Source organism: Desulfotomaculum sp. OF05-3 (assembly GCF_003435535.1).
GTDB classification, from domain to species: Bacteria; Bacillota; Clostridia; order Lachnospirales; family Lachnospiraceae; genus Pilosibacter; species Pilosibacter fragilis.
This window is the reverse complement of the sequence record NZ_QWGO01000001.1, coordinates 291,186-316,275: the sequence shown is the minus strand read 5'-3', so window position 1 is coordinate 316,275 and position 25,090 is coordinate 291,186. Positions and strand designations below refer to the sequence as shown.

General features: G+C 45.0%; 23 protein-coding genes. 17 read left to right on the top strand and 6 right to left on the bottom strand.

Going from position 1 to position 25,090, the window contains the following annotated elements; all coding sequences use genetic code 11:
* Window positions 1–3 precede the first annotated feature (3 nt).
* From grpE to DXA87_RS01395, 4 genes are all read left to right on the top strand, one after another.
* Window positions 4–579, top strand: a complete 576-nt coding sequence (gene grpE / locus DXA87_RS01410) for a nucleotide exchange factor GrpE (RefSeq protein WP_242997999.1) — start codon at window positions 4–6, stop codon at window positions 577–579.
* Between the two features lie 84 nt (window positions 580–663).
* Window positions 664–2,541: a molecular chaperone DnaK gene (gene dnaK, locus DXA87_RS01405; RefSeq protein ID WP_117503049.1), complete on the top strand. Its 1,878-nt coding sequence runs from the start codon at window positions 664–666 to the stop codon at window positions 2,539–2,541.
* A 302-nt stretch (window positions 2,542–2,843) separates the two neighbouring features.
* The gene (gene dnaJ / locus DXA87_RS01400) at window positions 2,844–4,010 is read left to right on the top strand and encodes a molecular chaperone DnaJ (protein ID WP_117503048.1); all 1,167 of its coding nucleotides are present in this window, start codon (window positions 2,844–2,846) and stop codon (window positions 4,008–4,010) included.
* A 230-nt stretch (window positions 4,011–4,240) separates the two neighbouring features.
* Complete coding sequence (locus tag DXA87_RS01395) at window positions 4,241–4,420, top strand: hypothetical protein (RefSeq protein WP_117470914.1); 180 nt, start codon at window positions 4,241–4,243, stop codon at window positions 4,418–4,420.
* Window positions 4,421–4,498: 78 nt separating this feature from the next.
* Here DXA87_RS01395 and DXA87_RS01390 read toward each other — a convergent pair whose 3' ends face one another.
* The gene (locus tag DXA87_RS01390) at window positions 4,499–5,527 is read right to left on the bottom strand and encodes a hydroxyacid dehydrogenase (protein WP_015555029.1); all 1,029 of its coding nucleotides are present in this window, start codon (window positions 5,525–5,527) and stop codon (window positions 4,499–4,501) included.
* Window positions 5,528–5,856: 329 nt separating this feature from the next.
* Between DXA87_RS01390 and DXA87_RS01385 the strand changes: the two genes are divergently transcribed.
* The gene (locus DXA87_RS01385; protein ID WP_117503047.1) at window positions 5,857–6,822 is read left to right on the top strand and encodes a hypothetical protein; all 966 of its coding nucleotides are present in this window, start codon (window positions 5,857–5,859) and stop codon (window positions 6,820–6,822) included.
* 340 nt (window positions 6,823–7,162) lie between these two features.
* Here DXA87_RS01385 and DXA87_RS18295 read toward each other — a convergent pair whose 3' ends face one another.
* Together DXA87_RS18295 and DXA87_RS01375 are read right to left on the bottom strand one after the other, a co-directional pair.
* A complete protein-coding gene (locus DXA87_RS18295) occupies window positions 7,163–7,486 on the bottom strand; it encodes a hypothetical protein (RefSeq protein WP_242990594.1) in 324 nt (107 codons plus the stop codon).
* Between the two features lie 145 nt (window positions 7,487–7,631).
* Window positions 7,632–8,600, bottom strand: coding sequence for a LysR family transcriptional regulator (locus DXA87_RS01375; RefSeq protein WP_117512780.1), 969 nt, complete (start codon window positions 8,598–8,600; stop codon window positions 7,632–7,634).
* 190 nt (window positions 8,601–8,790) lie between these two features.
* Between DXA87_RS01375 and DXA87_RS01370 the strand changes: the two genes are divergently transcribed.
* Window positions 8,791–9,822 carry an Ldh family oxidoreductase gene (locus DXA87_RS01370; protein WP_117503046.1) on the top strand — a complete coding sequence of 344 codons (1,032 nt, stop codon included), beginning with the start codon at window positions 8,791–8,793 and terminating at the stop codon, window positions 9,820–9,822.
* Between the two features lie 45 nt (window positions 9,823–9,867).
* Here the strand turns inward: DXA87_RS01370 and DXA87_RS01365 are convergent, their stop codons facing one another.
* Window positions 9,868–10,833, bottom strand: a complete 966-nt coding sequence (locus tag DXA87_RS01365) for a LysR family transcriptional regulator (RefSeq protein ID WP_117470585.1) — start codon at window positions 10,831–10,833, stop codon at window positions 9,868–9,870.
* A gap of 135 nt (window positions 10,834–10,968) precedes the next feature.
* Between DXA87_RS01365 and DXA87_RS01360 the strand changes: the two genes are divergently transcribed.
* The 6 genes from DXA87_RS01360 to DXA87_RS01335 all read left to right on the top strand — a co-directional run bounded on the left by DXA87_RS01360 (window position 10,969) and on the right by DXA87_RS01335 (window position 17,530).
* Window positions 10,969–11,967 carry a 4-hydroxy-2-oxovalerate aldolase gene (locus tag DXA87_RS01360; RefSeq protein ID WP_181968273.1) on the top strand — a complete coding sequence of 333 codons (999 nt, stop codon included), beginning with the start codon at window positions 10,969–10,971 and terminating at the stop codon, window positions 11,965–11,967.
* 15 nt (window positions 11,968–11,982) lie between these two features.
* Window positions 11,983–12,966: a 2-hydroxyacid dehydrogenase gene (locus DXA87_RS01355; RefSeq protein ID WP_117484179.1), complete on the top strand. Its 984-nt coding sequence runs from the start codon at window positions 11,983–11,985 to the stop codon at window positions 12,964–12,966.
* A gap of 178 nt (window positions 12,967–13,144) precedes the next feature.
* A complete protein-coding gene (locus tag DXA87_RS01350; RefSeq protein ID WP_117503044.1) occupies window positions 13,145–14,233 on the top strand; it encodes a tripartite tricarboxylate transporter substrate binding protein in 1,089 nt (362 codons plus the stop codon).
* A 76-nt stretch (window positions 14,234–14,309) separates the two neighbouring features.
* Window positions 14,310–14,771, top strand: coding sequence for a tripartite tricarboxylate transporter TctB family protein (locus tag DXA87_RS01345; RefSeq protein WP_117503043.1), 462 nt, complete (start codon window positions 14,310–14,312; stop codon window positions 14,769–14,771).
* A 15-nt stretch (window positions 14,772–14,786) separates the two neighbouring features.
* Entirely contained in the window at window positions 14,787–16,289 is a 1,503-nt protein-coding gene (locus tag DXA87_RS01340) for a tripartite tricarboxylate transporter permease (RefSeq protein WP_117503042.1), read from the top strand.
* 92 nt (window positions 16,290–16,381) lie between these two features.
* On the top strand, window positions 16,382–17,530 hold the full coding sequence (locus tag DXA87_RS01335; RefSeq protein WP_181968272.1) for an amidohydrolase family protein: 1,149 nt from the start codon (window positions 16,382–16,384) through the stop codon (window positions 17,528–17,530).
* Window positions 17,531–17,604: 74 nt separating this feature from the next.
* Here the strand turns inward: DXA87_RS01335 and DXA87_RS01330 are convergent, their stop codons facing one another.
* Window positions 17,605–18,555 carry a LysR family transcriptional regulator gene (locus tag DXA87_RS01330; RefSeq protein WP_117503040.1) on the bottom strand — a complete coding sequence of 317 codons (951 nt, stop codon included), beginning with the start codon at window positions 18,553–18,555 and terminating at the stop codon, window positions 17,605–17,607.
* A gap of 380 nt (window positions 18,556–18,935) precedes the next feature.
* Here DXA87_RS01330 and DXA87_RS01325 point away from each other — a divergent pair, with 380 nt between their 5' ends.
* From DXA87_RS01325 to thiI, 5 genes are all read left to right on the top strand, one after another.
* Window positions 18,936–19,637: a demethylmenaquinone methyltransferase gene (locus tag DXA87_RS01325; protein WP_021905324.1), complete on the top strand. Its 702-nt coding sequence runs from the start codon at window positions 18,936–18,938 to the stop codon at window positions 19,635–19,637.
* 452 nt (window positions 19,638–20,089) lie between these two features.
* On the top strand, window positions 20,090–21,046 hold the full coding sequence (gene prmA, locus DXA87_RS01320; RefSeq protein ID WP_021905322.1) for a 50S ribosomal protein L11 methyltransferase: 957 nt from the start codon (window positions 20,090–20,092) through the stop codon (window positions 21,044–21,046).
* Window positions 21,046–21,801, top strand: coding sequence for a 16S rRNA (uracil(1498)-N(3))-methyltransferase (locus DXA87_RS01315; protein ID WP_117503039.1), 756 nt, complete (start codon window positions 21,046–21,048; stop codon window positions 21,799–21,801). The genes prmA and DXA87_RS01315 overlap by 1 nt, the downstream gene beginning before the upstream one ends.
* A 190-nt stretch (window positions 21,802–21,991) precedes the next feature.
* Window positions 21,992–23,155, top strand: coding sequence for a cysteine desulfurase family protein (locus tag DXA87_RS01310; protein WP_015555015.1), 1,164 nt, complete (start codon window positions 21,992–21,994; stop codon window positions 23,153–23,155).
* A 131-nt stretch (window positions 23,156–23,286) separates the two neighbouring features.
* Window positions 23,287–24,468 (top strand): tRNA uracil 4-sulfurtransferase ThiI, encoded by a 1,182-nt coding sequence (gene thiI / locus DXA87_RS01305; RefSeq protein WP_117484213.1) that lies wholly within the window; start codon window positions 23,287–23,289, stop codon window positions 24,466–24,468.
* A 277-nt stretch (window positions 24,469–24,745) separates the two neighbouring features.
* Here thiI and DXA87_RS01300 read toward each other — a convergent pair whose 3' ends face one another.
* Window positions 24,746–24,982 (bottom strand): PTS HPr component phosphorylation site, encoded by a 237-nt coding sequence (locus tag DXA87_RS01300; protein WP_015555013.1) that lies wholly within the window; start codon window positions 24,980–24,982, stop codon window positions 24,746–24,748.
* Between the last annotated feature and the right edge of the window lie 108 nt (window positions 24,983–25,090).

Sequence of the window (25,090 nt, the reverse complement as noted above, 5' to 3'; positions counted from 1 at the left end):
GCAGTGAAAGAAAAAGAGTTAGAAAAAGAGAAAACGGAAAAAGCCGTTTCTGAGGAAAAAGAAACCAAAGAGGCAGCCGCTTCCGAAAAAGAAAATAAAGAGACGTCCGAAAAAGAGGAAAAAGCTTCTGAAAAGAAGAAAGATCCGAAGGACGAGAAGATCGATGAGTTAAATGACAAGCTCAAGAGATCCATGGCGGAGTTTGATAACTACCGCAAGAGAACGGACAAAGAAAAGTCCGCAATGTATGAGATCGGCGCAAAGGATGTGATTGAAAAGATCCTTCCGATCGTCGATAACTTTGAAAGAGGTCTTAATTCCATTCCGGAAGACGCGAAAGGATCCGCGTTTGCAGACGGAATGGAAAAGATATATAAGCAATTTGTAAAGACACTCGATGATATGGGCGTTAAGCCGATCGAGGCAGTCGGAAAACCGTTCGACCCGAACTTCCACAACGCAGTGATGCATGTGGAGGATGAGAACCTCGGCGAGAATGTTGTGGCAGTGGAACTTCAGAAGGGCTACACCTACAAGGATTCCATCGTCCGTCACAGCATGGTGCAGGTTGCAAACTAACATTGAAACAATGTGATCATCCGGCAGAGACTGCTGGACGACCACTCATTCCTAATATTCCAAATTTAGAGGAGGAAAATCATTATGAGTAAGATTATTGGTATTGACTTAGGTACAACAAACAGCTGCGTAGCAGTTATGGAAGGCGGTAAACCAACAGTTATCGCCAATACAGAAGGTGTTAGAACAACACCGTCTATCGTTGCTTTTACAAAGACAGGTGAGAGACTTGTGGGCGAGCCGGCAAAGCGTCAGGCAGTAACAAACGCTGACAGAACCATCTCCTCCATCAAGAGACATATGGGTACCGACTACAAGGTAGATATCGACGGCAAGAAGTACACACCGCAGGAGATCTCCGCGATGATCCTTCAGAAGTTAAAAGCAGATGCTGAGAGCTACCTTGGAGAGAAGGTAACAGAGGCAGTTATCACAGTTCCGGCTTACTTCAACGATGCCCAGCGTCAGGCAACAAAGGATGCCGGTAAGATTGCCGGTCTTGATGTAAAGCGTATCATCAACGAGCCGACAGCGGCAGCCCTTGCTTACGGTCTTGACAACGAGAAAGAGCAGAAGATCATGGTATATGACCTCGGCGGCGGTACATTCGATGTTTCCATCATCGAGATCGGTGACGGCGTTATCGAAGTTCTTGCAACAAACGGTGATACACACCTCGGCGGTGATGATTTCGATAACCGTATCACACAGTGGATGATCGACGAGTTCAAGAAGACAGAGGGCGTAGATCTTTCCGGCGATAAGATGGCACTTCAGAGATTAAAAGAAGCTGCTGAGAAAGCAAAGAAAGAGCTTTCTTCCGCAACAACAACAAACATCAACCTTCCGTTCATCACAGCAACTGCTGAGGGACCGAAGCACTTAGATATGAACCTCACAAGAGCTAAATTCGATGAGCTGACAAGTGATCTCATTGAGAGAACAGCAATTCCGGTACAGAACGCGTTAAGAGACGCTGGTTTAACAGCAGCAGAGCTCTCCAAGGTTCTCCTCGTGGGTGGTTCCACACGTATGCTTTCCGCACAGGAAAAGGTTAAACAGTTAACAGGCAAAGAGCCGAGCAAGAGCTTAAACCCGGATGAGTGCGTAGCCATCGGTGCAGCGATCCAGGGTGGTAAGTTAGCAGGCGATGCCGGTGCAGGTGACATCCTTCTTCTCGATGTAACTCCGCTTTCCCTTTCCATCGAGACAATGGGCGGCGTTGCTACAAAGCTGATCGAGAGAAACACAACGATCCCGACAAAGAAGAGCCAGGTATTCTCCACAGCTGCTGATAACCAGACAGCCGTAGATATCCACGTTGTACAGGGTGAGCGTGAGTTCGCAAGAGACAACAAGACTCTTGGCCAGTTCCGTCTTGACGGCATCCTTCCGGCAAGAAGAGGTGTTCCGCAGATCGAAGTTACCTTCGATATCGATGCAAATGGTATCGTAAACGTATCCGCTAAGGACCTTGGCACAGGCAAAGAGCAGCACATCACCATCACATCCGGATCCAACATGTCCAAGGATGATATCGATAAGGCTGTTAAGGAGGCTGCGGCTTACGAGGCTGAGGATAAGAAGAAGAAAGAAGCGATCGATACAAGAAATGAAGCTGATTCCATGGTATTCCAGACAGAGAAGGCAATGGAAGAAGTTGGCGATAAGATCGATGCAAACGATAAGACCGCTGTTGAGGCCGACTTGAATGCCCTCAAGGAAGCGATCAACAAAGCTCCGGCAGAGCAGATGACAGACGCCCAGGTCGAGGAGATCAAGGCAGCGAAAGAGAAACTCATGAACAGCGCGCAGAAGCTCTTCGCAAAGGTTTATGAGCAGGCTCAGGCAGCTCAGGGCGCAGCAGGCGCACAGGGCCAGGCAGGTCCGCAGGCTGGACAGAGCGCAAGCCAGGCTGGATATGGCGATGATGTCGTTGATGGCGACTACAAAGAAGTCTAAATAACAGTTTGATCGAGCGACAATGAGGGCTGGAAAGGATGTTGCAAGATAGCTTGCATAAGTTCTTTTTAGCCGGAATTACCATTTGGCGCAAGTCAGGCACAATAAATCCGAAAGAACGCCCAAGATGGGGCGTTCTTTCGGTTGCCTTGTATCAAGGCTTTGATCGATAACGATCCGGAAATATTGCCGCGGCAGGACTCAGCCGTGACGTCTGAAGAAAGCTTCCGTCGGCAGGTTCCGTAAAAAGGTACGCGTGAAGCGTGGTACCGCTCACTAACAGGAAAGGTAAGAATAAAGAAATGGCAGAGACCAAGCGAGATTATTACGAAGTCCTCGGCGTGCCGAAAGATGCGGACGAAGCGGCGTTAAAGAAAGCATATCGAGTTCTTGCAAAGAAATACCATCCGGACGCAAATCCGGGAGATAAAGAGGCGGAGGCAAAGTTCAAGGAAGCTTCCGAGGCATACAGCGTTTTAAGTGATCCGGAAAAGAGAAGAAAGTATGACCAGTTCGGTCATGCAGCCTTTGAGGGAGGCGCAGGCGGGGCCGGTGGCTACGGCGGATTCGATTTCAACGGAGCCGACATGGGAGATATCTTTGGAGATATTTTCGGAGATTTCTTCGGAGGTGGACGTTCCGCTTACGGAAGAAGCAGCAACGGTCCCATGCGCGGCGCAAATTTAAGAACCGGCGTAAGGATCACATTTGAAGAGGCAATCTTTGGCTGCGAGAAAGAGATCGAGCTCACATTGAAGGATGAGTGTCCGAAATGTCACGGAACAGGCGCAAAGCCTGGTACATCTCCGGTTACCTGCCCGAAATGTAACGGTAAAGGTAAGATCGTCTACACCCAGCAGTCCTTCTTCGGTCAGGTACAGAATGTCCAGACATGTCCGGACTGCCGAGGTACCGGTAAGATCGTCAAGGAGAAGTGCCCGGACTGCTACGGTACCGGATATATCTCCAGCAAGAAGAAGATTCAGGTCAAGATCCCGGCAGGTATCGACAACGGACAGAGCATCCGCATCGCAGGAAAAGGAGAGCCCGGAACGAACGGCGGCGAGAGAGGAGACCTTCTCGTTGAGGTAACCGTATCCAGAAGCCCGGTATTTATGCGCCAGGAGACATCCATCTTCTCCACAGTACCGATCTCCTTCGCAACAGCAGCCCTTGGAGGTCCGATCAAGATCAAGACCGTCGACGGCGAGGTTGAGTACGAGGTAAAACCGGGAACCCAGACCGACACAAAGGTACGTCTCCGCGGCAAGGGTGTTCCGTCACTGAGAAATAAGAACATCCGTGGTGACCATTATGTAACGCTTGTTGTTACAGTTCCGGAGAAGCTTACGGAGGAGCAGAAAGAAGCCCTCAGAAAGTTTGATGATGCGATGAAGGGGGTTGCATCGCCGGAGGGAAAGAAGAAAGGTTTTTTCAATAAGTTAAAAGAAGATTTCAAAAATGAATAATTGAAAATAAAGCGGGAAACGCACGTTTTGCATGCAGAAATGAGCTGTAGCAGGACGTGCGTTTTTTCGTTTGTGAAATAAATATGCTAATATAAGACTATCAACCAGATCTCTTTCCTGGAGATCGCAGCCCGTAATTCCGGGCGTCTGTGGTATCTGACTTCAGTTCTGAAATCGTTCCCACGAAATTGCAAAAAAACTCTATATCGTGTACAATGAAAGGAGAAACTATGACGAAAGTAAAGAGAAACTTTAAGGACAGTCTTTTCCGAATGGTATTTCATGGGAAGGAGGAGTTACTGAGTCTGTATAATGCGGTAAATGGAAGCTCGTATACGAATGCAGATGATCTGGAAATCAACACACTGGAAGACGTGGTATACATGGGAATGAAAATTATAAACGTATAACAAAACAGGCAGAACCTATCACTCCGATAAGTCCTGCCTGCTTTCGTTATATGAGAAAAGAAGTTGGCAAACGATTGTTTAGAAATCAAACATTCCAGCCGGTTTTGTATCCGGTTTCTTTGTGTCTGTGTAGGTCTTAGCTGTCTTATAGTCAACATCGTTGATCGGCCATGTCGGCTTCTTGCCTTCGTAGACTTCCTGAACGCCCATAGCTGCGAAGTAGGAAGCACGATGGGCAGCTTCAGATGTGTTGCCGCCGATATGCGGATAGATGATAACATTGTCGAGAGTTAAGAGTGGGTTAGCCGGATCAACCGGTTCCTTCTTGATTGCGTCAAGACCGGCACCTGCGATCACGCCATTCTTGCATGCCTCGTAGAGAGCATCCTCGTCCACACAGCCGCCGCGTGCGGTGTTGATTAAGAATGCTGTCGGTTTCATCATTGCGAGACGCTCTTTATTTACCATGTTCTTGGTAACCGGAGTGTTCGGGCAGTGAAGGGAAACATAGTCGCACTCTTTGAAGATGCGGTCAAGGTCGCGGACAACCTCAACGCCGTCCGGGAACTCAGAAGCTGGTTTGTACGGGTCGTATGCGAGAACATTCATCTCGAATGCGAGGCAGCGCTTTGCAACGCGGCTTCCGATGTTGCCGCAGCCGATCAGACCGATGGTCTTGCCGTTTAATGTGTTCTTGCGGACTTTTAATTTTGCCTTGTAGAAGTCATTTACCCATGTCTTATGAAGGACAGTCACGTTACGGCTGCACTCTAAGATGAGTAACATAGCTGTCTCTGCAACGGAGGTGCTGTTTGCGACCGGTGCGTAGAGAGCCTGGACATTGTTGTCGTGGCAGGCCTTTACGTCAAGAGCGTCGAAACCGGCGCCGTGACGAACAATAACCTTTAAGTTCGGGTTTGACTCGATCACTTCACGTGTGATCGGTGTGATACGGACGATCATAGCGTCCGGCTGATATTCCTTGAAATCAGCGAGAACGTCCTCTGTCTCAAATCCGCGGCCGTCGATTACGGTATGACCAGCATCCTCAAGAAGCTTACGGCCTTCGGACATAATTTCCTGTGGGAGTAAAATTTTCCAACCCATGATAATACCTCCTATAATGGAACATTTTTGATAAACTGTTTTTCACTGTCTTTATTATAGCGGAGATTGTTCACAAAATAAAACAATCTGTTTTTGTAAGGTTGAAAAGGAAATGTTGTTGAAAATCGCTGGTACGAAAAGAGACGCTTATATATTATAGCACTTTCTTTTATAAGGCAAATATGCTAATATAAGATTATCAAACAGATCTCTTTCCTGGAGATCCCTGCCCGTGATTCCGGGCGTCTGTGGTATCTGACTTCAGTTCTGAAATCGTTCCCACGAAATTGCAAAAAAACTCTATATCGTGTACAATGAAAGGAGAAACTATGACGAAAGTAAAGAGAAACTTTAAAGACAGCCTTTTCCGACTGGTGTTTCATGGGAAGGAGGAGTTACTGAGCCTGTATAACGCAGTAAACGGAAGTTCGTATACGAATGCGGACGATCTGGAGATTAATACGCTGGAAGATGTGGTGTATATGGGGATGAAAAATGATGTCTCATTCTTGTTTGCACATTATCTGAATTTGTATGAAGCCCAGAGTACCAGTAATCCAAACATGCCATTGAGGGGAACCATATATTTTGGAGATCTGCTAAAGGGATGGATAGAAAGCAACCATCTTGATATGTATTCCGAAAAGCAGATCATGATCCCAAAGCCGAAGTTTCTTGTCTTTTATAACGGTTTAAAGAAGGAACCGGAAAGAAGGATTCTCCGGCTGTCAGATTCATTTGAAGGCGGGCAGGATGAGGAGGCAGCGCTGGAGTGTACTGCGATCATGTTAAATATTAATTATGGATACAATCAGAAATTAATGGAGAAGTGCCAGACATTGCACGATTATTCTTATTTTGTGGAAAATGTGAGACAGGGAGTCCGTGTCGGAAAGACATTGGAGGAAGCTGTAGATGAAGCAATCAGTAAGTCCTTGAAAGAGGGCGTGTTGAAGGATCTTTTAAAGAAAAACAGAGCGGAGGTGCGAAACGTGGTATTGACAGAATATAACGAAGAGCTGCATCTGAAAAATGTGAGGGAATGTGGGTATGAAGAAGGATACGATAATGGATATGATAGTGGATATGGCAGTGGCTTGGACCAGGGACGCATGCAGAACCAGATTGAATTAGTAATAAAAAAAGTACGGAAAGGTCAGTCGCTGGAACGGATTGCGGATGCTCTGGAAACATCGGAAGATCAGCTGAAAGAAATATACGAGGCGGTAGTGAAAGCAGCGCCGGAGTATGATCTTGAGAGAATTAAGGGAGAGTTGAAAATAAATAACCGTTAACTGACTATAAAAAGCTACAGAAAAATTTCTAACAGGTTTCTTCTATGAAGATACAGCAAAAAACAGGCAGAACCTATCATCTTGATAAGTCCTGCCTATTTTCGCTATATGAGAAAAGAAGTTGGCTTTTACGGATCGTATGCGAGAATATTTATCTTGAATGTGAGACAGTGCTTTGTAACGTAGCATCCGGTGTTGTCGCTGCCGATCAGATTGATGGTTCTGCCTTTAATGTGTTCTTGCGCACTTTTAATTTTATCTTGTAGAAATTGTCTGATTTATCGCAACATACCCATGTCTTATGGAGAATAGTCACGTTACGGCTGCACTCTAAGGTGAGCTATATTGCTGCCTCTGCAATGGAGGTACTGTTTGCGGCCGGTTCGTGGAGAACTTGAATGTTGTTGTCAGGGTATGTTTTTACGTCAAGAACGTCGAAATCGGCATCGTGACGAACGATAACTTTTAAGTTCGGGTTTGGCTCAATCACTTTGCGAGTGGTTGATGTGATACGAACGATCATAGCATACGGCTGACTTTCATGGAAATCAGTGAGAACATCAGCGGTCTTGAAAACGCGACCGTAGATAATTATATTATGGCCTGTATCTTCAAGAGGCGTGCGGCTTTCGGACATAATTTCCTGTGACAGTAAATTTTCCAACCCATGTTCCTATAATGAAACGTCTTTGATAAGCTGTTTTTCACTGTCTTTATTATAGTGGGAAGTGTTCGCAAAATAAAACAATCTGTTTTTAGTAAGATTGAAAAGGTAATGTTGTTGAATTGAAAAAATCACTGGTACGTCATTATACAAGTGGGTCAGCTTTATGTGCAAGGTGCACGGTTTCAACTGTAGATGCATACTCAAGGAGAAGTTCAATTAAATATTTCATATATAGCGGCAGATAGCGGCCTTTTGAGTAGGCAATCGCAAGCTGGTGAGGAAGATGAACTCCATTTGAATAAATTGGAAATATATTCATATCTGATGGAATCTCTTTTAAATGGTTAGCAAGATGCATTTGTGTCATGATACATGCAGCAAAACCTTGGGAACATAGTTGAAATCCAAGAGGCGTGTAGGTGCTGTAAGAATAAATTTTAGGTTGAATCCCAGCAATATCAAAACAAGAACGGATTTTATTCCATACAATATTTTTAAAAGCACAGAAGGGAAGCTCAGAAAAATGTGTGATTTCAATTCCTTGAATTCCCTGCTCTTTTAAACTCTCTTTTGTAAGAGGGTAGAATTGATCTAAAAGTTTCTCGGAAACACATAAATATAATTTATCGTTTAGGAGCAGCTTTTGTTCAATTTCAGGATGACTATCTGAATAGGCGATAATTCCCAAATCAAGATCGTTACTGGTTAAAAGAGGCACCAGTTTAGAAGTAACAGCTTCTGTAATTTGAAAATCCACAAGAGGATATCGTTCGTGAAATTTAGGAAGAACAGCTGAAAAACATGTACTTAGGCGCAATGCACTTGAAGAAAAACGGATAGTGCCACGTTCTTCTTTGGACATATCAGAAAGTGTATCTTTTAAATTTTGATGATTAATAATGACCATATCAGCGAATTTTAATACCTCTGTGCCTGCCGAAGTGAGAGATAGTTTTGGCTTTCGATAAAAGAGTGGGGTTCCATAAAAGTTTTCAAGACGCTGAATGTGATTGCTGAGTGTTTGCTGAGATATATATAATCGATTGGCTGTATGTGTCATATTTAAACTTTTTGATAGTTCCGAGAAATAATATAAACTTTCAATATCCATAAAGCCCTCCATATGCTTAATTACAAAATTTATTTGTAGAGAATAAAAAAAAGCTCCGTTGGATTTAGTAGTATAAATATACTACTATAAAGCTAACAAAAAAACAAGAGCGGTTGGCGGAAAATGTTAATCAGAATACAAAAATACAAACAATATTCTGAAAAAGCCGATTAGCAGAGTGGAGGTCATCATGAAATATAATTGTAATAAGATGCGTGAATTTGCAAGTGCAATTATGCAAAAAAATGGCTTATCAAAGCAGAAAAGTGATTTATTTGCAGAAAGTCTCATAGCGGCAGACATGCGAGGAATTTCTTCTCATGGTGTCACAAGATTAAAAACATATGCGTATCGTTTGGAGGCGGGACTTGTCGATGCACATGCAGAAACAACAATTATAAAAGAAACTCCAGCATTGGTCCTGATGGATGCAAACAATGGACTGGGAGTTCCAGCAGCAATGGATGCAATGAAACTATGTGTTGAGAAAGCAAAAACGATAGGTTGTTGTTTTGCGGCGGTAAAAGGAGGAAATCATTTTGGAATGGGGGAATTTTTTACTGATTATGCAGCACAGAATGGAATGATAGGAATCGCAATGACCAATGGACCGGCAGCATTGGCTCCGATAGGGGGAAAGAAAGCAATTCTTGGGACAAATCCGCTTGCAGTGTCTGTGCCTTCTGAAAAATATAGGACAGTTTCGCTTGATATGGCGACCAGTGTTGTTGCAAGAGGAAAAGTGACACTCGCAAAGAAAAATGGGAAAAAAATTCCAGAAGGATGGGCAATTGATAAAGATGGACATTCGACAACTGATCCTAATAAAGTATCGTGCATGCTTCCGTTTGGCGGAGCCAAGGGGTATGGAATTGGTTTGTTGATCGAACTGATGTGCTGCGGACTGGCAGGAGCTAAAAGTGGATTAACAATGGGATCATTTTATGATTTTAGTGGAAAAAAGCAGGATGTTGGTTATTTTATTGGTGCAATTAATGTTGGTGCAGTTGTTGAAGAACAAAAATTTAAGGAACAGTCAGATGTAATTCTTACATCAATTAAAGAATCACCAAGAGCAGAAGACTGTGATGAAATTTATCTACCAGGTGAGATTGAATTGAATCGTGCAGAACAAGCGCAGAGAGAGGGAATGGAAATTTCAGATGTTGTGGTAAAAGAACTTGAGGAAATCAGTATGAAATATAAGGTTCCATTCAACTAAAATAATAAAGAGTGCTACCTGAAAATATTTTTAGGCAGCTTTTGTTTAAGAAATCGACTTCATCGCCATCGCGTAGGAATAAAATTCCTGTGTGATGGCTTTTTTCATGCCTTCAGCATAGTGGGGCAGGATCAGGTCATTGCGGTAGACCAGGGAGATATCGATTTTTGAGAAAGAGTGGTTCATCCTCAGACAATGGCAGTTCTCTGGCCAAGTGATCGCCCCTTTTTTATGATCAAAAAGGATCATCGGAGACAGGAAAGCGGCTCCCTGGGCAGAACAGGCGAGTTGATAGATGATGTTCTGGTCAGATGCCTCGAGAATTGTCTTAGGCATGATTCCACAACGATCATAGGCGCGTTCTAAAAGAGAACGGATTCGGTTGTCCGAAGCGAGGAGGAGGATTGGAAAGTCTTTGAGATCAGAGACATCAAGACCTTCGATGGCACTTTTATTTAAAAGTTCCTGCCAGTGATTCGGGCAGCATTCCTTCAGAATATTATCGTGGATCAGACAGAAAAGGTATTCGGACGCTAAAGGGATCATATTTAGATTAGATGCAGTTGGAACATCAACACCGATGAAAAGATCGAGCTTTCCAGCCTGAAGAGAGTCAGCCATTTTCAGAGTATAAGACTGACGAAGATCCAGAGAAACATTTGGGTAGGCGTTGTGGTATCGCTCCCAGATTCCCGGAAAGAATACCTGGATCCGCTGCCTTGACATTCCAAGAACAAGATGACCGGAACATTCGGCGGAGAGATCCGCCAGGGATGCCATCATCTGGGATTCATTTCGCAGCATCTGTTTTGAGTAAAAAAGCATAGTCTCCCCGGCAGGTGTGAGCTTCAGATATGGTTTTCGCTGAAACAGCTCCACTCCATATTCCTCTTCTAGGCGCTTGATCGAGCCGGAGAGGGACTGCTGTGTGATATGAAGAGATTCGGATGCTTTTGTAAAATTCATTTCTTCCGCAAGTGCTACAAAGTACTGACATGTTTTAAGGTTCATAGATGCCTCCACAGGAAAATGCTGTTTAAAATTAAAAATATAACTGTTGGAAAACTGTCATAACTGTATGATAGTATAAAAACAACAAGAAATCCAGTATATTTTACAGCAAATTAACGAAAGGAAGTATTTGTGATGGTTAGATTGATGGACTGTACTTTGAGAGACGGTGCAAATGTAGTAGGAAAAGGGTTTGACGCGGAGATCACAAAGATCGTTCTGGATATCCTGACAGAGAGCAATGTTCCGATTATTGAATTCGGAAACGCAGGCGGAATCGGAGCTTATGAGGTTGCGGGATTCACAAACGCCCTGACTGACATGGAGTATCTGGATCTGGTACAGCCGTATCTGGGAAAATCAGAGATCGGCATGTTCTTAAACGCAAAGAGATTCCGCGAACCGAATGTTGAGCGTGCGGCATCCAAGGGAATGAAGTTCTTGCGCTGTGGTGCTGATGCCGGGGATGCGAGAAAGATCTCAGAAGTTCCGGTAAAAACGATCAAGAAATGCGGAATGAAAGCGTACTACTCCGCAATGAAAGCATATCTTCTCACTCCGGAAGAACTGGCGGAGGAAGCGAAGTTCTTGGAGTCCATCGGACTTGACGAATTTACGATCATGGATTCCGCCGGAACTATGATGCCGGATGACGTAAAGAGAGCAACGGAGTGTTGCAAGAACGCGGTTAAGATCCCGGTGGCTTTCCATTGTCACAATAACCTTGGACTTTCCGCAGCAAATGCCATCGCTGCCTATGAGAGCGGAGCAGATATTTTAGACTGCGGTCTTATGGGAATGGCGAGAAGCGCAGGAAACCTTCCGACAGAGGCAGCTGTGGCATTTATGCAGAAATACGGGGAGTTCAAGGATATTGACCTTTACGCGATGTTAAACGGAATCGACCAGAGACTTCTTCCGGCAATGGAAAAGCACTCCTACCATGACGCGATCCCGCCGTACGACCTGATCCTCGGCGTATCCGGAGCGCATTCCAGCTTCGGAAAGACTTTCAAGGCGGTCGCAAAAGATACAGGCGTTGATCTCTATAAACTGATCGTTGAGGTCAGCAAGATCAACAGAAAGAATCCGGGCGAAGATCTCATGAGAGAAGTGGCAGAGAAAATCAAATAAAAAGAGGGAAAAAACGTGAAAGTAGCAATCGTAGGAACATATCCGGCAGGTACATTTGAAAAGTTTAAAAATTATTTTTCTGAAAAGCCGGAAATTGAAGTGGTTGAAGTTGATACACAGGAGAAATTTGATGCACTGACAGAGGCAGACGCCATCGTTCTTCGAATTTTAAAAATGCCGAAGGAAGTAGTCGCAAGGATCAAAGGATTAAAGATGATCATGCGCTGGGGAGCCGGTTTTGATTCTGTTGACATTGAAGAAGCAGGAAAACATGGAATTTATGTCTGCAATACTCCGGGAGCAAACGCGTATGCTGTGGCGGAGCTTACGGTGGCATTGATGTTAGCAGTCGGAAGAAAACTGATCTGCCATGACCGTGCGATTCATCAGGGGGAGTGGAGTAAGAACACATTTTTAAACCTGACGAGAACTTTAAACAATAAGGTAGTCGGCATCATCGGCGGAGGAAATATCGGTCGTCAGGTGGCATCCAGGGTACAGGCCTTCGGATCTACAGTCCAGTATTACGATCCGTTCCGCTTGCCGGAGGAGATGGAAGAAAAACTGCATATGAAATATGTAGGACTTGAGGAACTGATCCGTACAAGCGACGTGATCACCCTTCATGTACCGCTCATGGATTCCACGCGTCATATGATCGGTGAGAAGGAAATCGAAAAAATGAAGGACGGCGCGATCCTAATCAACGTTGCGAGAGGCGGACTTATGGATGATGAGGCTGTTGTGAACGCAGTCAATTCCGGAAAACTTTCAGGTGCCGGAATCGACTGTGTGGAGGAAGAACCGGCAAAACCGGGCAGTTTGATTCTCGAAAATCCGAACATTATCGTGACACCACATGTAGGCGGCGGTTCTGCGGATATCTCAGATGTCATGTTCCCGATGATCACGGAGAATATTGAATTGCTGGAGGAAGAGAAGGCACTGAAGTATGTAGTGAATAAGCAATATATACTGCGTGGGAAAGAAAGTGCTTAATAGCAAAAAAATAGATCAATATCCCAATAACTACAAAGAAAACTTGTTAAGAATATATAAAATCATTGTTGGATATATTTGTCTAATGATGATAATATAAAATCAATAAAAAGACAGACAAAAATCAAGAAAAAAACAGCACAAATAACAACAAAAGAAAAACTTAGGAGGAATCAATATGAAAAAACGTATAGCTTTACTGGCAGCAGCAACACTCGTTATGTCAAGTTTGTCTGGATGCGCTTCAAACAGTACAGCGCCGGAGACAACGGCAACAGCAACGACTCAGGCCGAAAAGGAAACAACAGCTTCTGATACACAGGCTACATCGACAGGAGATACAGGTGAATGGTCTAAGACGATCACACTTGCAGATGGAAAGACATATCCGTCTGGTACTGTGACGATTATTGCTCCATTCTCGGCTGGTGGCGGTGTAGATCTTGGTGATCGTTTATTTGCTAAATATGCTCAGAAATGGACAGATGCAACACTGATCGTTGAAAATATTACAGGCGGAAGCGGACTTGTAGGAATCCAGACTGGTTTAGGGCGTGCTGCAGACGGATCTGTTATGTGGCATATCGATCCGGGCGCACAGTATGTTTCTACCACGAATTCCAGCTGCCCATTTGATGTCGTAAATGATATGGGACATATCGGCTTCTTTGTAGCAGATGACCGTGTATGGGCTGTGAAGCCGGATGAAACAAGATTTACTACAGCAGAAGAAATGTTTGCATATGCAAAGGATCATCCGGGCGAGATCAGCATTGCGGCATCTGGAACAGGTACTATCGCAGCTCTTGCAACACAGTACATTGCAAATACAGCTGGTGTAGAGTTTAATATCATCGGATATAATGGCTCCTCTGAAGCAAAAGCAGCATTTCTTGGCGGACATTGTGATGTAATGTCGGCAGGTGTCAGCGAGGCAAGAACAATGTTAGATGAAAAACAGTGTAAAGTATTATTCACAATGACAGATGAAAGAATTTATGACGATGTTCCTACAGTAAAAGAGCTTGGATATGATTGTACTTCTCTTTCCACATACCGTGGCTTAGCAATGTCCTCAAAAGTTGATCCTGCAATTGTTGAGTACTGGGATAAAATCATGGAAAAGGTTTGTGAGGATCCGGATTTCATCGCAGAAGCAGATAACATGGGACTTGTAATTCGCTTCCAGAACACGGATGAGGCATTAAAGACCTTCAGCGAATACAACCCGATTTGGTATGATTTAAAAGAATCTCTTGGAATGTAAGAAGCGAAGAAAAGTGGGCGATGCGGATACATTCTGTATCGCCCAATAGTTTTAGATACAGAAAGGGTTGATTAGTATGACGATGAAATTAAAAGAACGCATATCGGCTGTGTTCTTATTCCTTGTGTTTGGATTTGCGTTTGTTTACAGCAGAAAGTTCCCAGATATTCCGAAAATTATTCCGACAGGAATCACAGTCCTTGGATGTATTTTGAGTGTTATGCTGTTTGTGCGTACATTTTATATGCACTACAAGGAAGATGAGAATTTTGATGCTGCAGCACTGGCAGAACAAAAAGAAGGATCAAAGAAGATCGCAATCGCAATTCTGATGCTTGTAGTGTATGTTGGTTTAATTAAAGTAGTGGGATTTTACACGATCTCTTTTGTGTTTATGATGGCGTTTTCATATGTAATTGATACTGAAAAACATAAGTTATGGACATATCCAGTTGTGGCAATTGGGGTGTTAGCGGTTATTTATGGTATCTTTAGTATGTTTTTACAGGTTCCGTTGCCAAAAGGATTTTTGATCTAAGGAGGAGAAAAATATATGTTATCCAATATTCTGATGGGTTTTAGTACCGCGTTTAACCCAATGAACTTACTGCTCCTTATGGGGGGAACTGTTTTAGGAATTTTATTTGGAGCACTTCCGGGTGTATCATCTACAATGGGTGTGGCGGTGCTGATTCCTCTTACTTATGGAATGGATGCGGCGAGTGGATTGATCATGCTGGCCGGTATCTATTGTGGTTCAACATATGGAGGCAGTATTTCTGCATGTCTGCTTAATACACCTGGTACACCGGCTTCAGCAGCTACAACTCTGGACGGTTTTCCAATGACAAGAAAAGGACGTGGTGGTGAGGCGTTGCAGGAGGCGTGCATCGCATCTTTCTGGGGAGGAATTGCAGGAGCGATTGCATTATTCTTTCTGGCACCTCCAATCGCAAATTTCTCATTGAAATTTGGATCTCAGGAAAACGCAATGATGGCCGTATTCGGACTGACGATCATCGTATCTCTTTCAAGCGGTTCTCTTTTAAAAGGATTCCTTTCTGGATTATTAGGTCTTCTTGTTTCAATGGTTGGAATGGATGTTGCGACAGCATATCCAAGATATACCTTTAATATTACGGCCTTATATGGCGGCATTGCAATTATCCCTGCAATTGTTGGTTTATATTCTTTGACACAATTGTTGACTTCATCAGGAGAAAAAACAGGTGTGTTAACAGACGATAATATTAAAAAACTTCACGTACCGAAGATCACACCGAAGGATTTCGTGAGATATCCACTTACCTATATCAAGTCTTCTATCATTGGCGCGTTTGTAGGAATCGTACCAGGAGCTGGCGGAAATATTGCTGGTTATATGGCGTATAATGAGGCAAAGAGAACATCAAAAACACCGGATGACTTCGGGAAAGGATGTCGCGAAGGTGTAGCTGCGACAGAGTCAGCAAATAATGCGGTTTGCGGTGGATCTTTGATCCCAATGCTCACGCTCGGCATTCCTGGAAACTCCGTAGCAGCAGTGCTGATGGGTGGACTTATGATTCAGGGTTTGAATCCGGGATTCAGTTTATTTACAAACTATGCGCATGTAACATATCCGTTCTTAGCAGGTTTCGTACTTGCCCAGTTTGCATTCACAATTGTAGGATTAATTGGTGCAAAACAGTTTGCGCAGGTGGTTAAAGTACCGAAAGGATTTCTATTAGCAGGTATTGGTGTTCTGTGTGTAGTAGGCTCTTATGCGGCAAGCAATAATATTACAGATGTTTATATTATGCTTATTTTTGGTATTGTCGGGTATTTCTTAAAGACAGCTGGATTTGATATTTCTGCAATCGTTCTTGGCTTAATGCTTGGTTCTCTTGCAGAGGCTGGATTTATGCAGGCATTTAACTTATGCCATAAAGCTATAGGTGCAACTTTAATGAGCTTCATAACAAGACCAATCAGCCTTGTTCTTCTGATTGTTTGTGTGGCAAGTTGCTTCTCGCCTTTAATGAGTGCACGAAAGAAGAAAAAAGCTCAGTCATAAAAGGAAGGCTGTGTAAATGCCCCTTTTCACATGGATACTGTTGGTAGGGACATTGAGAAGCTCAATGTCCCTTTTTATTATGAGGTGTGCAAATGGAAGATATTATTATTCGAAATGGACTGATTGTTGATGTCGAGAATGAAAAGATCGCGAAAGGCGATATCTCAGTAAAAGACGGTAAAATTGTAAAAGTTTGTTCTTATATAGAAGAACATGCAACAAGTGAAATTGATGCAGACGGATGCTATGTAACGCCAGGATTAATTGACCATCATACTCATATTTATCCATTGGCAGCAATTGGAACAGCTGGTGAAGCAGTATGCTTTGGATCTGGAGTTACGACTGCAGTGGATGCAGGAAGCACGGGCTGTGACAATTATGAACAGTATCGTGGCTGGATCGGAATGGAAAAGTTATCAATTATGCCGTATATCAATGTTTGCAGTGTGGGTTTATCTACACTTCCAAAGCAGATGGAAGATGTTAAACCAGAGCACATGGATGTGGGAAAACTCAAAGAATTATTTGACAAGTACGGAGATGAACTGCTTGGCTTAAAACTTCGAACAAGCAAAAATATTGTAGGGGAGCTGGGACTTGAACCATTAAAAGCAGCAGTTGAAATTGGAGAAAAAATTAACAGACCGTTGATGGTACATATTACAAATCCACCGGCAGAGATGGAAAAGGTTTTAGAGATTCTTAGACCAGGTGATATCGTGACACACATGTATCAGAATGTTGGTTATACAATTTTAAAAAATGGTCATGTTGCTGACTGCGTATGGAAAGCGAGAGAACGAGGCATTATTTTTGAAGCAGCGGATGCAAGAGCGCACTTCTCATTTGAGGTTTCCGAAAAAGCAATCGCTGAAAAATTCTACCCGGATCTGTTAGGCACTGATGTTACCCGCCTAAGCATGCATTTACGTCCGACAGCATTTAATATGGCAATGCAGATATCAAAATACACGTATCTGGGAATGCCTTTTGAGAAAGTAATTAAGGCTGCGACTTGGAATAATGCAGAAAATATGGGAATTTCGGATCGTGTAGGTAGCCTTAAGGAAGGAAAACAGGCTGATATTGCAGTGTTCCGAGTACATGAAGGTAAAAATGTATTCGGCGACAGACCGTATACAGATGAGACAGCTTCATTTAGAGAAAGCAATAGGGTGTTCGAACCAGTACTTACTGTTAAAAAGGGAGAGATGGTTTATAGAAATGTGACCTTCTAGAGGTCTTTTATCGAAATAGCAAAAAAGAATCCCCTATCAATATATGATACATGACAGGGGATTGGGTGTAGCTGCTAATGCGGCCGAACCTCCGCGATCCCATCAAACACATCCTTCGTGATCTCAATAAAATCATGGGCATACTCTGGAAGAAAACGTTCTTTGTGATAGGCAAGGACCAGCCGGTGGTTGATCAGTGACTTTTTCAGCGCGAGCGGAAACGCATTGGCATCTGGGTGGGCAGCTAAGAGCATCGGAAGACGCATCTGGGTGCAGAAGAATGCCCCGTAATTATGCGGATACAGGGACATGAACAGTTCTGTGGTCTGCGACTCCAGAAAGATATTCGGCTTTACCTTTGCGTCGAGGAAACACTGGTCCAGAGTTTTTCGAAGCTTCATGGAGGAGGCTGGGAGCAGGAACGGAATTTTTGAAAAATGTGCCAGTTCCACGCCGCTTAAGGATCCTTCTTTTAAGGTCTGCCAGGAATCGGGATAGTGGCGCTGCAAAAGCTCGTCGGAACAGATCAGGTAAATATGGTCGGTCAGAAGAGTGGAAGATTCCAGTTTGGGATTATCCTGATACATGACACCGATAAAAATATCAAGTTCCCCATTGTAGAGACGTTCTTCCATTGTGTTGGAGGATTCATTGCAGAGCTCGATCTTGATATTCGGCCATTTCGCGTAGAATCTCGGCAGGATCTCCGGGAGGCAGATCTGTCCGCGGTAGGCTGGGATCCCGAGTTTCAGATTGCCGATGCTTTTTTCGGAGATGTCGGCGAGACGGTTCTGGAATTCATGTTCCTCGGCAAGAATTTTTACGGCGACAGCGTAGAGCTGTTCCCCTGCATAGGTAAGGGCGAGCTTTGGCTTTCTGTGGAAGAGAGGGACACCGTAATACTGTTCCAGACGCTGGATATGCTGGCTTAGGTTCTGTTGGGAAATATAGAGCTTCTGAGCTGTGTTGGTGACGTGAAGCTCTTTGGCAAGTTCAACGAAATAGTACAAACTAAGTAAATTCATAAAAAGACCCCTTCTATCTTTTGCAGGATGTAACGATTCAGTGCCTTCATAGCTGCGAGCAAAAATCCATTTTAAAGCGTTTTACGCTGCGCTTCGGTCCGTGCTGGCTGTGTGCCACTGGCCCACAGCACCTGCGAGGACCTACTGAACAGTTACTGTAAAACAGCGTTTTGCGAAAAGACGGATTTTCCGCCAATACTTTCATTATATATATTGTTTATCGGGATGTAAAGTGAATAACAAAAAAATATTGTGAAAAGCAAATAAATACATTGTTTGTAATTGTTATAGACCTGCGATACAATATGATCAGAAAGAGATGAGAGAGCAAAAGAAGCGATCTCAACCACATAAAAATCCAAGGAAAAGGAGATTACAAAATGGCAGTAGGTAAGAGAATCTATTTAAAGAGACACATGCCGGACAAAGAGGTTATGATGCAGTTTAAGAACATTCCGGCATCCAACACATGTGATGTAATGGGAAGAAACGCGGCGATGAATCCGAGAATCCGCCTTGTAAGCCAGCCGAAAGAGCAGATGGCAGTCGGACCGGCACTCACCGTTAAGGCAAGAGGCGGTGACAACCTTGCTCTTCACGCAGCATTAAACATTGCTCAGGAAGGCGACTTTATCGTAGTGTCCAACGAGGAAGATGATACACGTTCCCTTATGGGCGAGATCATGATGGCTTATCTTCGTTATGACAGAAAGATCGCAGGTATTGTTCTTGATGGACCGATCCGTGACATCGATGAGATCGGAAAATGGGATTTCCCGGTATACTGCACAGGCACAACACCGGGTGGTCCGTACAAAGAGGGACCAGGTGAGGTTAACGTACCGGTATCCTGCGGCGGAATCAGCGTAAACCCGGGAGACATCATCCTGGCTGATCCGGATGGCGTTATCGTTATCCCGAGAAAAGACGCTCCGCAGATCTTAGAGGACGCAAAGAAGTTCCAGGCAGCAGATGAGAGCAAGCTCGCAGCTGCAAAGAACGGCACAGCAAAGAGAGAATGGGTTGAGAAGACTCTCGCGGCAAAAGAGTTCGAGATCATCGACGACGTTTACGAGCCGTAATCCAGATCATATACTGACAGTTCGCTATGCGCGGAGTTGGTCGAAAAGCCGCTGTGGGTTTATTTGCAGAGACGTTTGACTAAATCAGGCATGGAAATAGAACTGCTGTCTTCCCGGACGGTCAAATGCCCGGGGAGAATTCAGCAGCAATTCATTTCATAATGAAGACCTCTATACTTTATGTTTGTTATACCCCAAACCTTATTTTGCGAAAAGCAGACCAGGGACAGGAAGCTCAACCTGTCCCTGGTCTGTTTCAGCATTTTCCCACCTTGCAAACCCCGGAAAACTATGTTATGATATCATGTGATTTCGTCTGCGTCCATGTTGGATGCGGGCATATGTGCGGTGAGTCTGGAACCAAAGATCGGAATGATGGTCGAAGAACGTGAAAGAGCAGCGGGAAGTTCTGATCCTGGACAGGCAAAAGAACATAGAAGGAGAAATGATATATGAAATGGAAAAAATTTACGCTTGAGACGACCACGGATGCGGTGGATTATCTCGGAAGCATGTTTGATGATATCGGAATCGAGGGAATGGAGATCGAGGACAACGTACCGCTTACCGAAAGCGAGACGAAGGGAATGTTCATCGATATTCTCCCGGAGCTTCCGCCGGATGACGGTACCGCGAGAGTCAGCTTCTATTTAGATGAGGATGAGGATACGGAAGAAAAGTTAAAGGCAGTCCGTGAGGGACTCGAGGAGATTCGCCAGTTCGTGAATATCGGTACCGCGAAGATCACAGAGTCCGAGACGGACGATAAGGACTGGATCAACAACTGGAAACAGTACTTCAAACCGTTTACGGTTGATCATATCCTGATCAAGCCGACGTGGGAGGAGATCCCGGAAGAGCATAAGGACAAGCTTTTGATCCAGATCGATCCGGGAACTGCGTTTGGAACTGGAAAACATGAGACGACACAGCTCTGTATCCGCCAGCTCGAAAAGTATGTAAAGCCGGGCGTAAAGGTCCTTGACCTCGGAACAGGAAGTGGAATCCTCGGAATCGCTGCGTTAAAGCTTGGTGCGGAGTATGTATTTGGAACGGATCTCGATGAGAACGCCATCACCGCAGTCCATGAAAATCTTGCAGCCAACGATATCCCGGAGGAGAAGTTCGGTGTGATCCAGGGAAATATCATCGACGATAAGGCAACACAGGATGCGGCGGGATATGAGTGCTACGATATTGTTGTTGCAAATATTCTTGCCGACATTATCATCATGATCCAGAAACAGGTTCCGTTCCACTTAAAGAAAGGCGGAATCTTCATCAGCTCTGGCATTATTGATATGAAGGAACAGGCCGTCCGCGAAGCACTTGAGGCGAACGATGCCTTCGAGATCATCGAAGTGACAAGACAGGGCGAGTGGGTATCCTTCACAGCGAGGAAGAAATAGTGTACCATTTTTTTACGGAAACAGAATTTTTTACAGAGTCGGAGGCCGTGATCACCGGTCCCGATGTGAATCATATTAAGAACGTACTGCGGATGAAGCCGGGGGAGAAGCTCCTGCTCAGCGACGGTAAGGGCACAAACTGTCTCTGTGAGATCACAGAGCTTTTCCCGGATAAAGTCCTTGCGAAAATCCTGCCGGAGGAAGTGGACGATACGGAGCTTCCTGTAACAGTAACCTTGTATCAGGGACTTCCGAAAGCAGATAAAATGGAATTTATCATCCAGAAATGTGTAGAACTGGGTGTCACAAAGATTGTTCCGGTGGACACCGACCGCGCGGTGGTGAAGCTTGATGCGAAAAAAGAGGAAGCGAAGAGAAAACGCTGGTACGGGATCTCCGAGAGCGCGGCAAAACAGTCGAAGCGCATGATTGTTCCGGAAATTGGAAATGTGATGAAATTTAAGGCGGCCATTGAGGCGGCAGCGCTGGATGATCTGGCGATCATTCCCTACGAAGATTCTGAGAGTCTTCCGGGAGCGGGCGGAATGGCACTTACGAGAGAACTCATCGGGAGCTTAAAACCGGGACAGAGCCTGTCCATCTTTATCGGACCGGAAGGCGGATTTTCGGACGGGGAAGTGGAGCTTGCGATGCAGTCCGGGGTGAAGCCGGTGACGCTCGGAAAGAGAATCCTCAGGACGGAAACGGCCGGAATGTTTGTGATGGCGGCTGTGGGATTATTACTGGAATCATGAAGTAAAAATTTCAGTGCAGACCGAAGAAAAATTCAGGATGAGTTTTTAATTATAACTGTGAATAACTGAACGATTACAAAAAAGTTGAAAATAGCATTATGCTATAAAGGGTAAATTTTAAGAAGTAAAAAGACCGGTATATGAATATGGAGAATGTTTTGCCGGTCCAGACTGGGAGTAAATAAAACTCATGGAAAAGAGAGAAGTTTATTTTGATAACTCCGCGACGACCCGCGCCTTCGACGAGGTGCGCGACATCGTCGCGGAGACAATGACCGTGGACTACGGCAATACGTCCTCCAGACACATGAAAGGCGTGGAGGCGGAAAATTATATTAAGACTGCCCGTGAGGAGATCGCGAAGACTTTAAAAGTGAAGGATAAGGAGATCCTCTTCACTTCCGGCGGAACCGAGTCCAACAATCTGGCGCTGATCGGAACGGCGCTTGCAAATAAGCGCGCCGGAAACCACATCATCACCTCCTGCGTGGAACATGCATCGATCTACAATACGACAGCGTTCCTCGAGGAGTTTGGCTTCCGCGTGACCTACCTGCCGGTGGACCATAACGGACATGTATCCTTAGACGCGCTCCGGGAGGCAATCTGCGACGATACGATCCTTGTGTCCGTCATGTATGTAAACAATGAAATCGGAGCGGTAGAACCAATCGAGGAGATCGCGAAGATCATCAAGGAGAAAAAGCCGTCCGCCTACTTCCATGTGGACGCGATCCAGGCTTACGGAAAATATGTGATCCGTCCGAAAAAACAGGGCATCGACCTCTTATCAGCCAGCGGACATAAGATCCACGGCCCGAAGGGAACCGGCTTCCTGTATATTGATGAGAAGGTAAAGATCAAACCGATCATCTACGGCGGCGGACAGCAGAAAGGCATGCGCTCCGGCACCGAGAATGTTCCGGGATGCGCAGGTCTCGGACTTGCAGCAAAGATGGTTTATACAGATCATGATGCAAAGATCGATAAGCTCTATGCGATCAAGGACCGCATGGTAAAAGGTCTTCAGGCGATGGACGGCGTTACAGTCCATGGTCTTACCGGCCGGGACAGCGCTCCGCAGATCGTTGCGGCAGGATTTGAGGGCGTGAGGGCAGAGGTACTGCTCCATGCGCTGGAAGATAAGGGAATCTATGTTTCTTCCGGCTCCGCATGCTCCTCCAATCATCCGGGTGTGTCAGGAACCTTAAAAGGGATCGGCGTGAAGGATTCCCTGCTGGATTCCACGCTTCGCTTCTCCTTCGGTGCATTTAATACTGAGGAGGAAGTGGATTACTGTCTGGAAGTACTGAATGAACTTGTGCCGATGCTCAGAAGATATCGGAGAGCATAAAGATCATATACAACACTTGGCGGGAAAACGAAGAATTCCCGGTCAGTCACTAAGAAAAATATCCTGAAACAGCGGCGGACGGCGGGAAAATGCCGATCGCAAAAAGTTCAGGATCCTATGGAGGATATTCCGTGAAATACAGATCATTTTTAATCAAATACGCAGAGATCGGCGTAAAGGGAAAAAACCGTTACCTCTTTGAGGATGCCCTTGTAAAACAGATCCATCACCGTTTAAAGAATCTGGAAGGCAATTTCTCCGTCACAAAAGAGGCGGGAAGAATCTACGCGGAGGCAGCAGAAGACTTCGATTACGATGAGGTGATCGATGCTCTTCAGCATGTATTCGGTATCGTCGGGATCTGCCCGATGGTTCAGATCGAAGACAACGGTTATGAGGACCTGAAGGCACAGGTCGTAAAATATATTGACGATGCCTATGAGAATAAGAACTTTACCTTTAAGGTCGTTGCGAGACGCGCCAACAAGCAGTATCCGGTAGTTTCCGACCAGATCAACCGTGACCTCGGCGAGGTGATCTTAAACGCATTCCCGGAGACAAAGGTCAATGTCCACACACCGGATGTGCTGCTCCGTGTGGAAGTACGCCACAAGATCAATATCTTCTCCGAGACGATCCCGGGACCGGGCGGAATGCCGATCGGAACAGCGGGACGTGCCATGTTGTTATTATCCGGCGGAATCGACAGCCCGGTTGCAGGCTGGATGATCGCAAAGCGCGGCGTGACCATCGATGCGACCTATTTCCATGCGCCGCCGTATACGAGCGAGCGCGCAAAACAGAAGGTCGTTGATCTCGCGAAGCTTGTTGCGAAATACACGGGACCGATCCGCTTGAATATCATCAACTTTACCGATATCCAGCTCTACATCTACGATCAGTGCCCGCATGACGAGCTTACGATCATCATGCGCCGCTATATGATGAAGATCGCAGAGACGATCGCGAAGGAGAATGATTGTCTGGCACTTGTCACCGGCGAGAGCATCGGTCAGGTCGCATCTCAGACGATGCAGTCCTTAGCTGTCACAAACGAAGTATGCGAGCTCCCGGTTATGAGACCGCTCATTGCCTTCGACAAGCAGGATATCGTGGATATCTCTTTAAAAATCGGTACTTATGAGACATCGGTTCTTCCGTACGAGGACTGCTGCACGATCTTCGTCGCAAAGCATCCGGTCACAAAGCCGAGCTTAAAGAAGATCAAAAATTCCGAGAAAAAGCTGGATGAGAAGATCGACGAGCTGATGAAGACAGCACTGGAGACGAGAGAAGTGATCCGCTGCATCTAAAATGCGGTTTGGGATTCCCAGTTGGACTGAAATGTGCCGCAGCATGGAAAATGATGTTATGCGGTGCGGAAAAAACTGGCGGAAAAGGAAACTATGAGAAGCACGCTTTGCGAGCTTCTCAAGTTATCGCGGCATCTACACTCCGTTTCGGTCGTTGCTAAACAAGCGCCACCGGCGCTTAGCAACGCCAAGGTCTCATGCAAGCATGGACTTTGGCTCGTTGCACGCGTAAAAAACTGCCGGAATTTAGTTTCCGGCAGTTTTTAAAAACACTTTCTTATGCTTCAATGATATACGGAGCAAGTACAGTAAGGATCTCTTCTGTATTTCCGCCATCGTGGATATTTAAATCGATCGGCTTGGAAAGGTCCAGACTGAAGATACCCATGATGGATTTTGCGTCGATGACGTATCTGCCGGAAACAAGGTCGAAATCGGTATCAAACTTGGTAAGGTCATTTACAAAAGATTTCACTTTATCGATGGAGTTTAAAGAAATTTTAACGGTTTTCATGTCAGTGTTCCTCCCAATATTCGAATATTTTTTGATTCTGGTAATAAAAAAACCTATCTTCATACTAAATGGACATGCATGAAAAGTCAAGAGGTATCTTGAATAAAA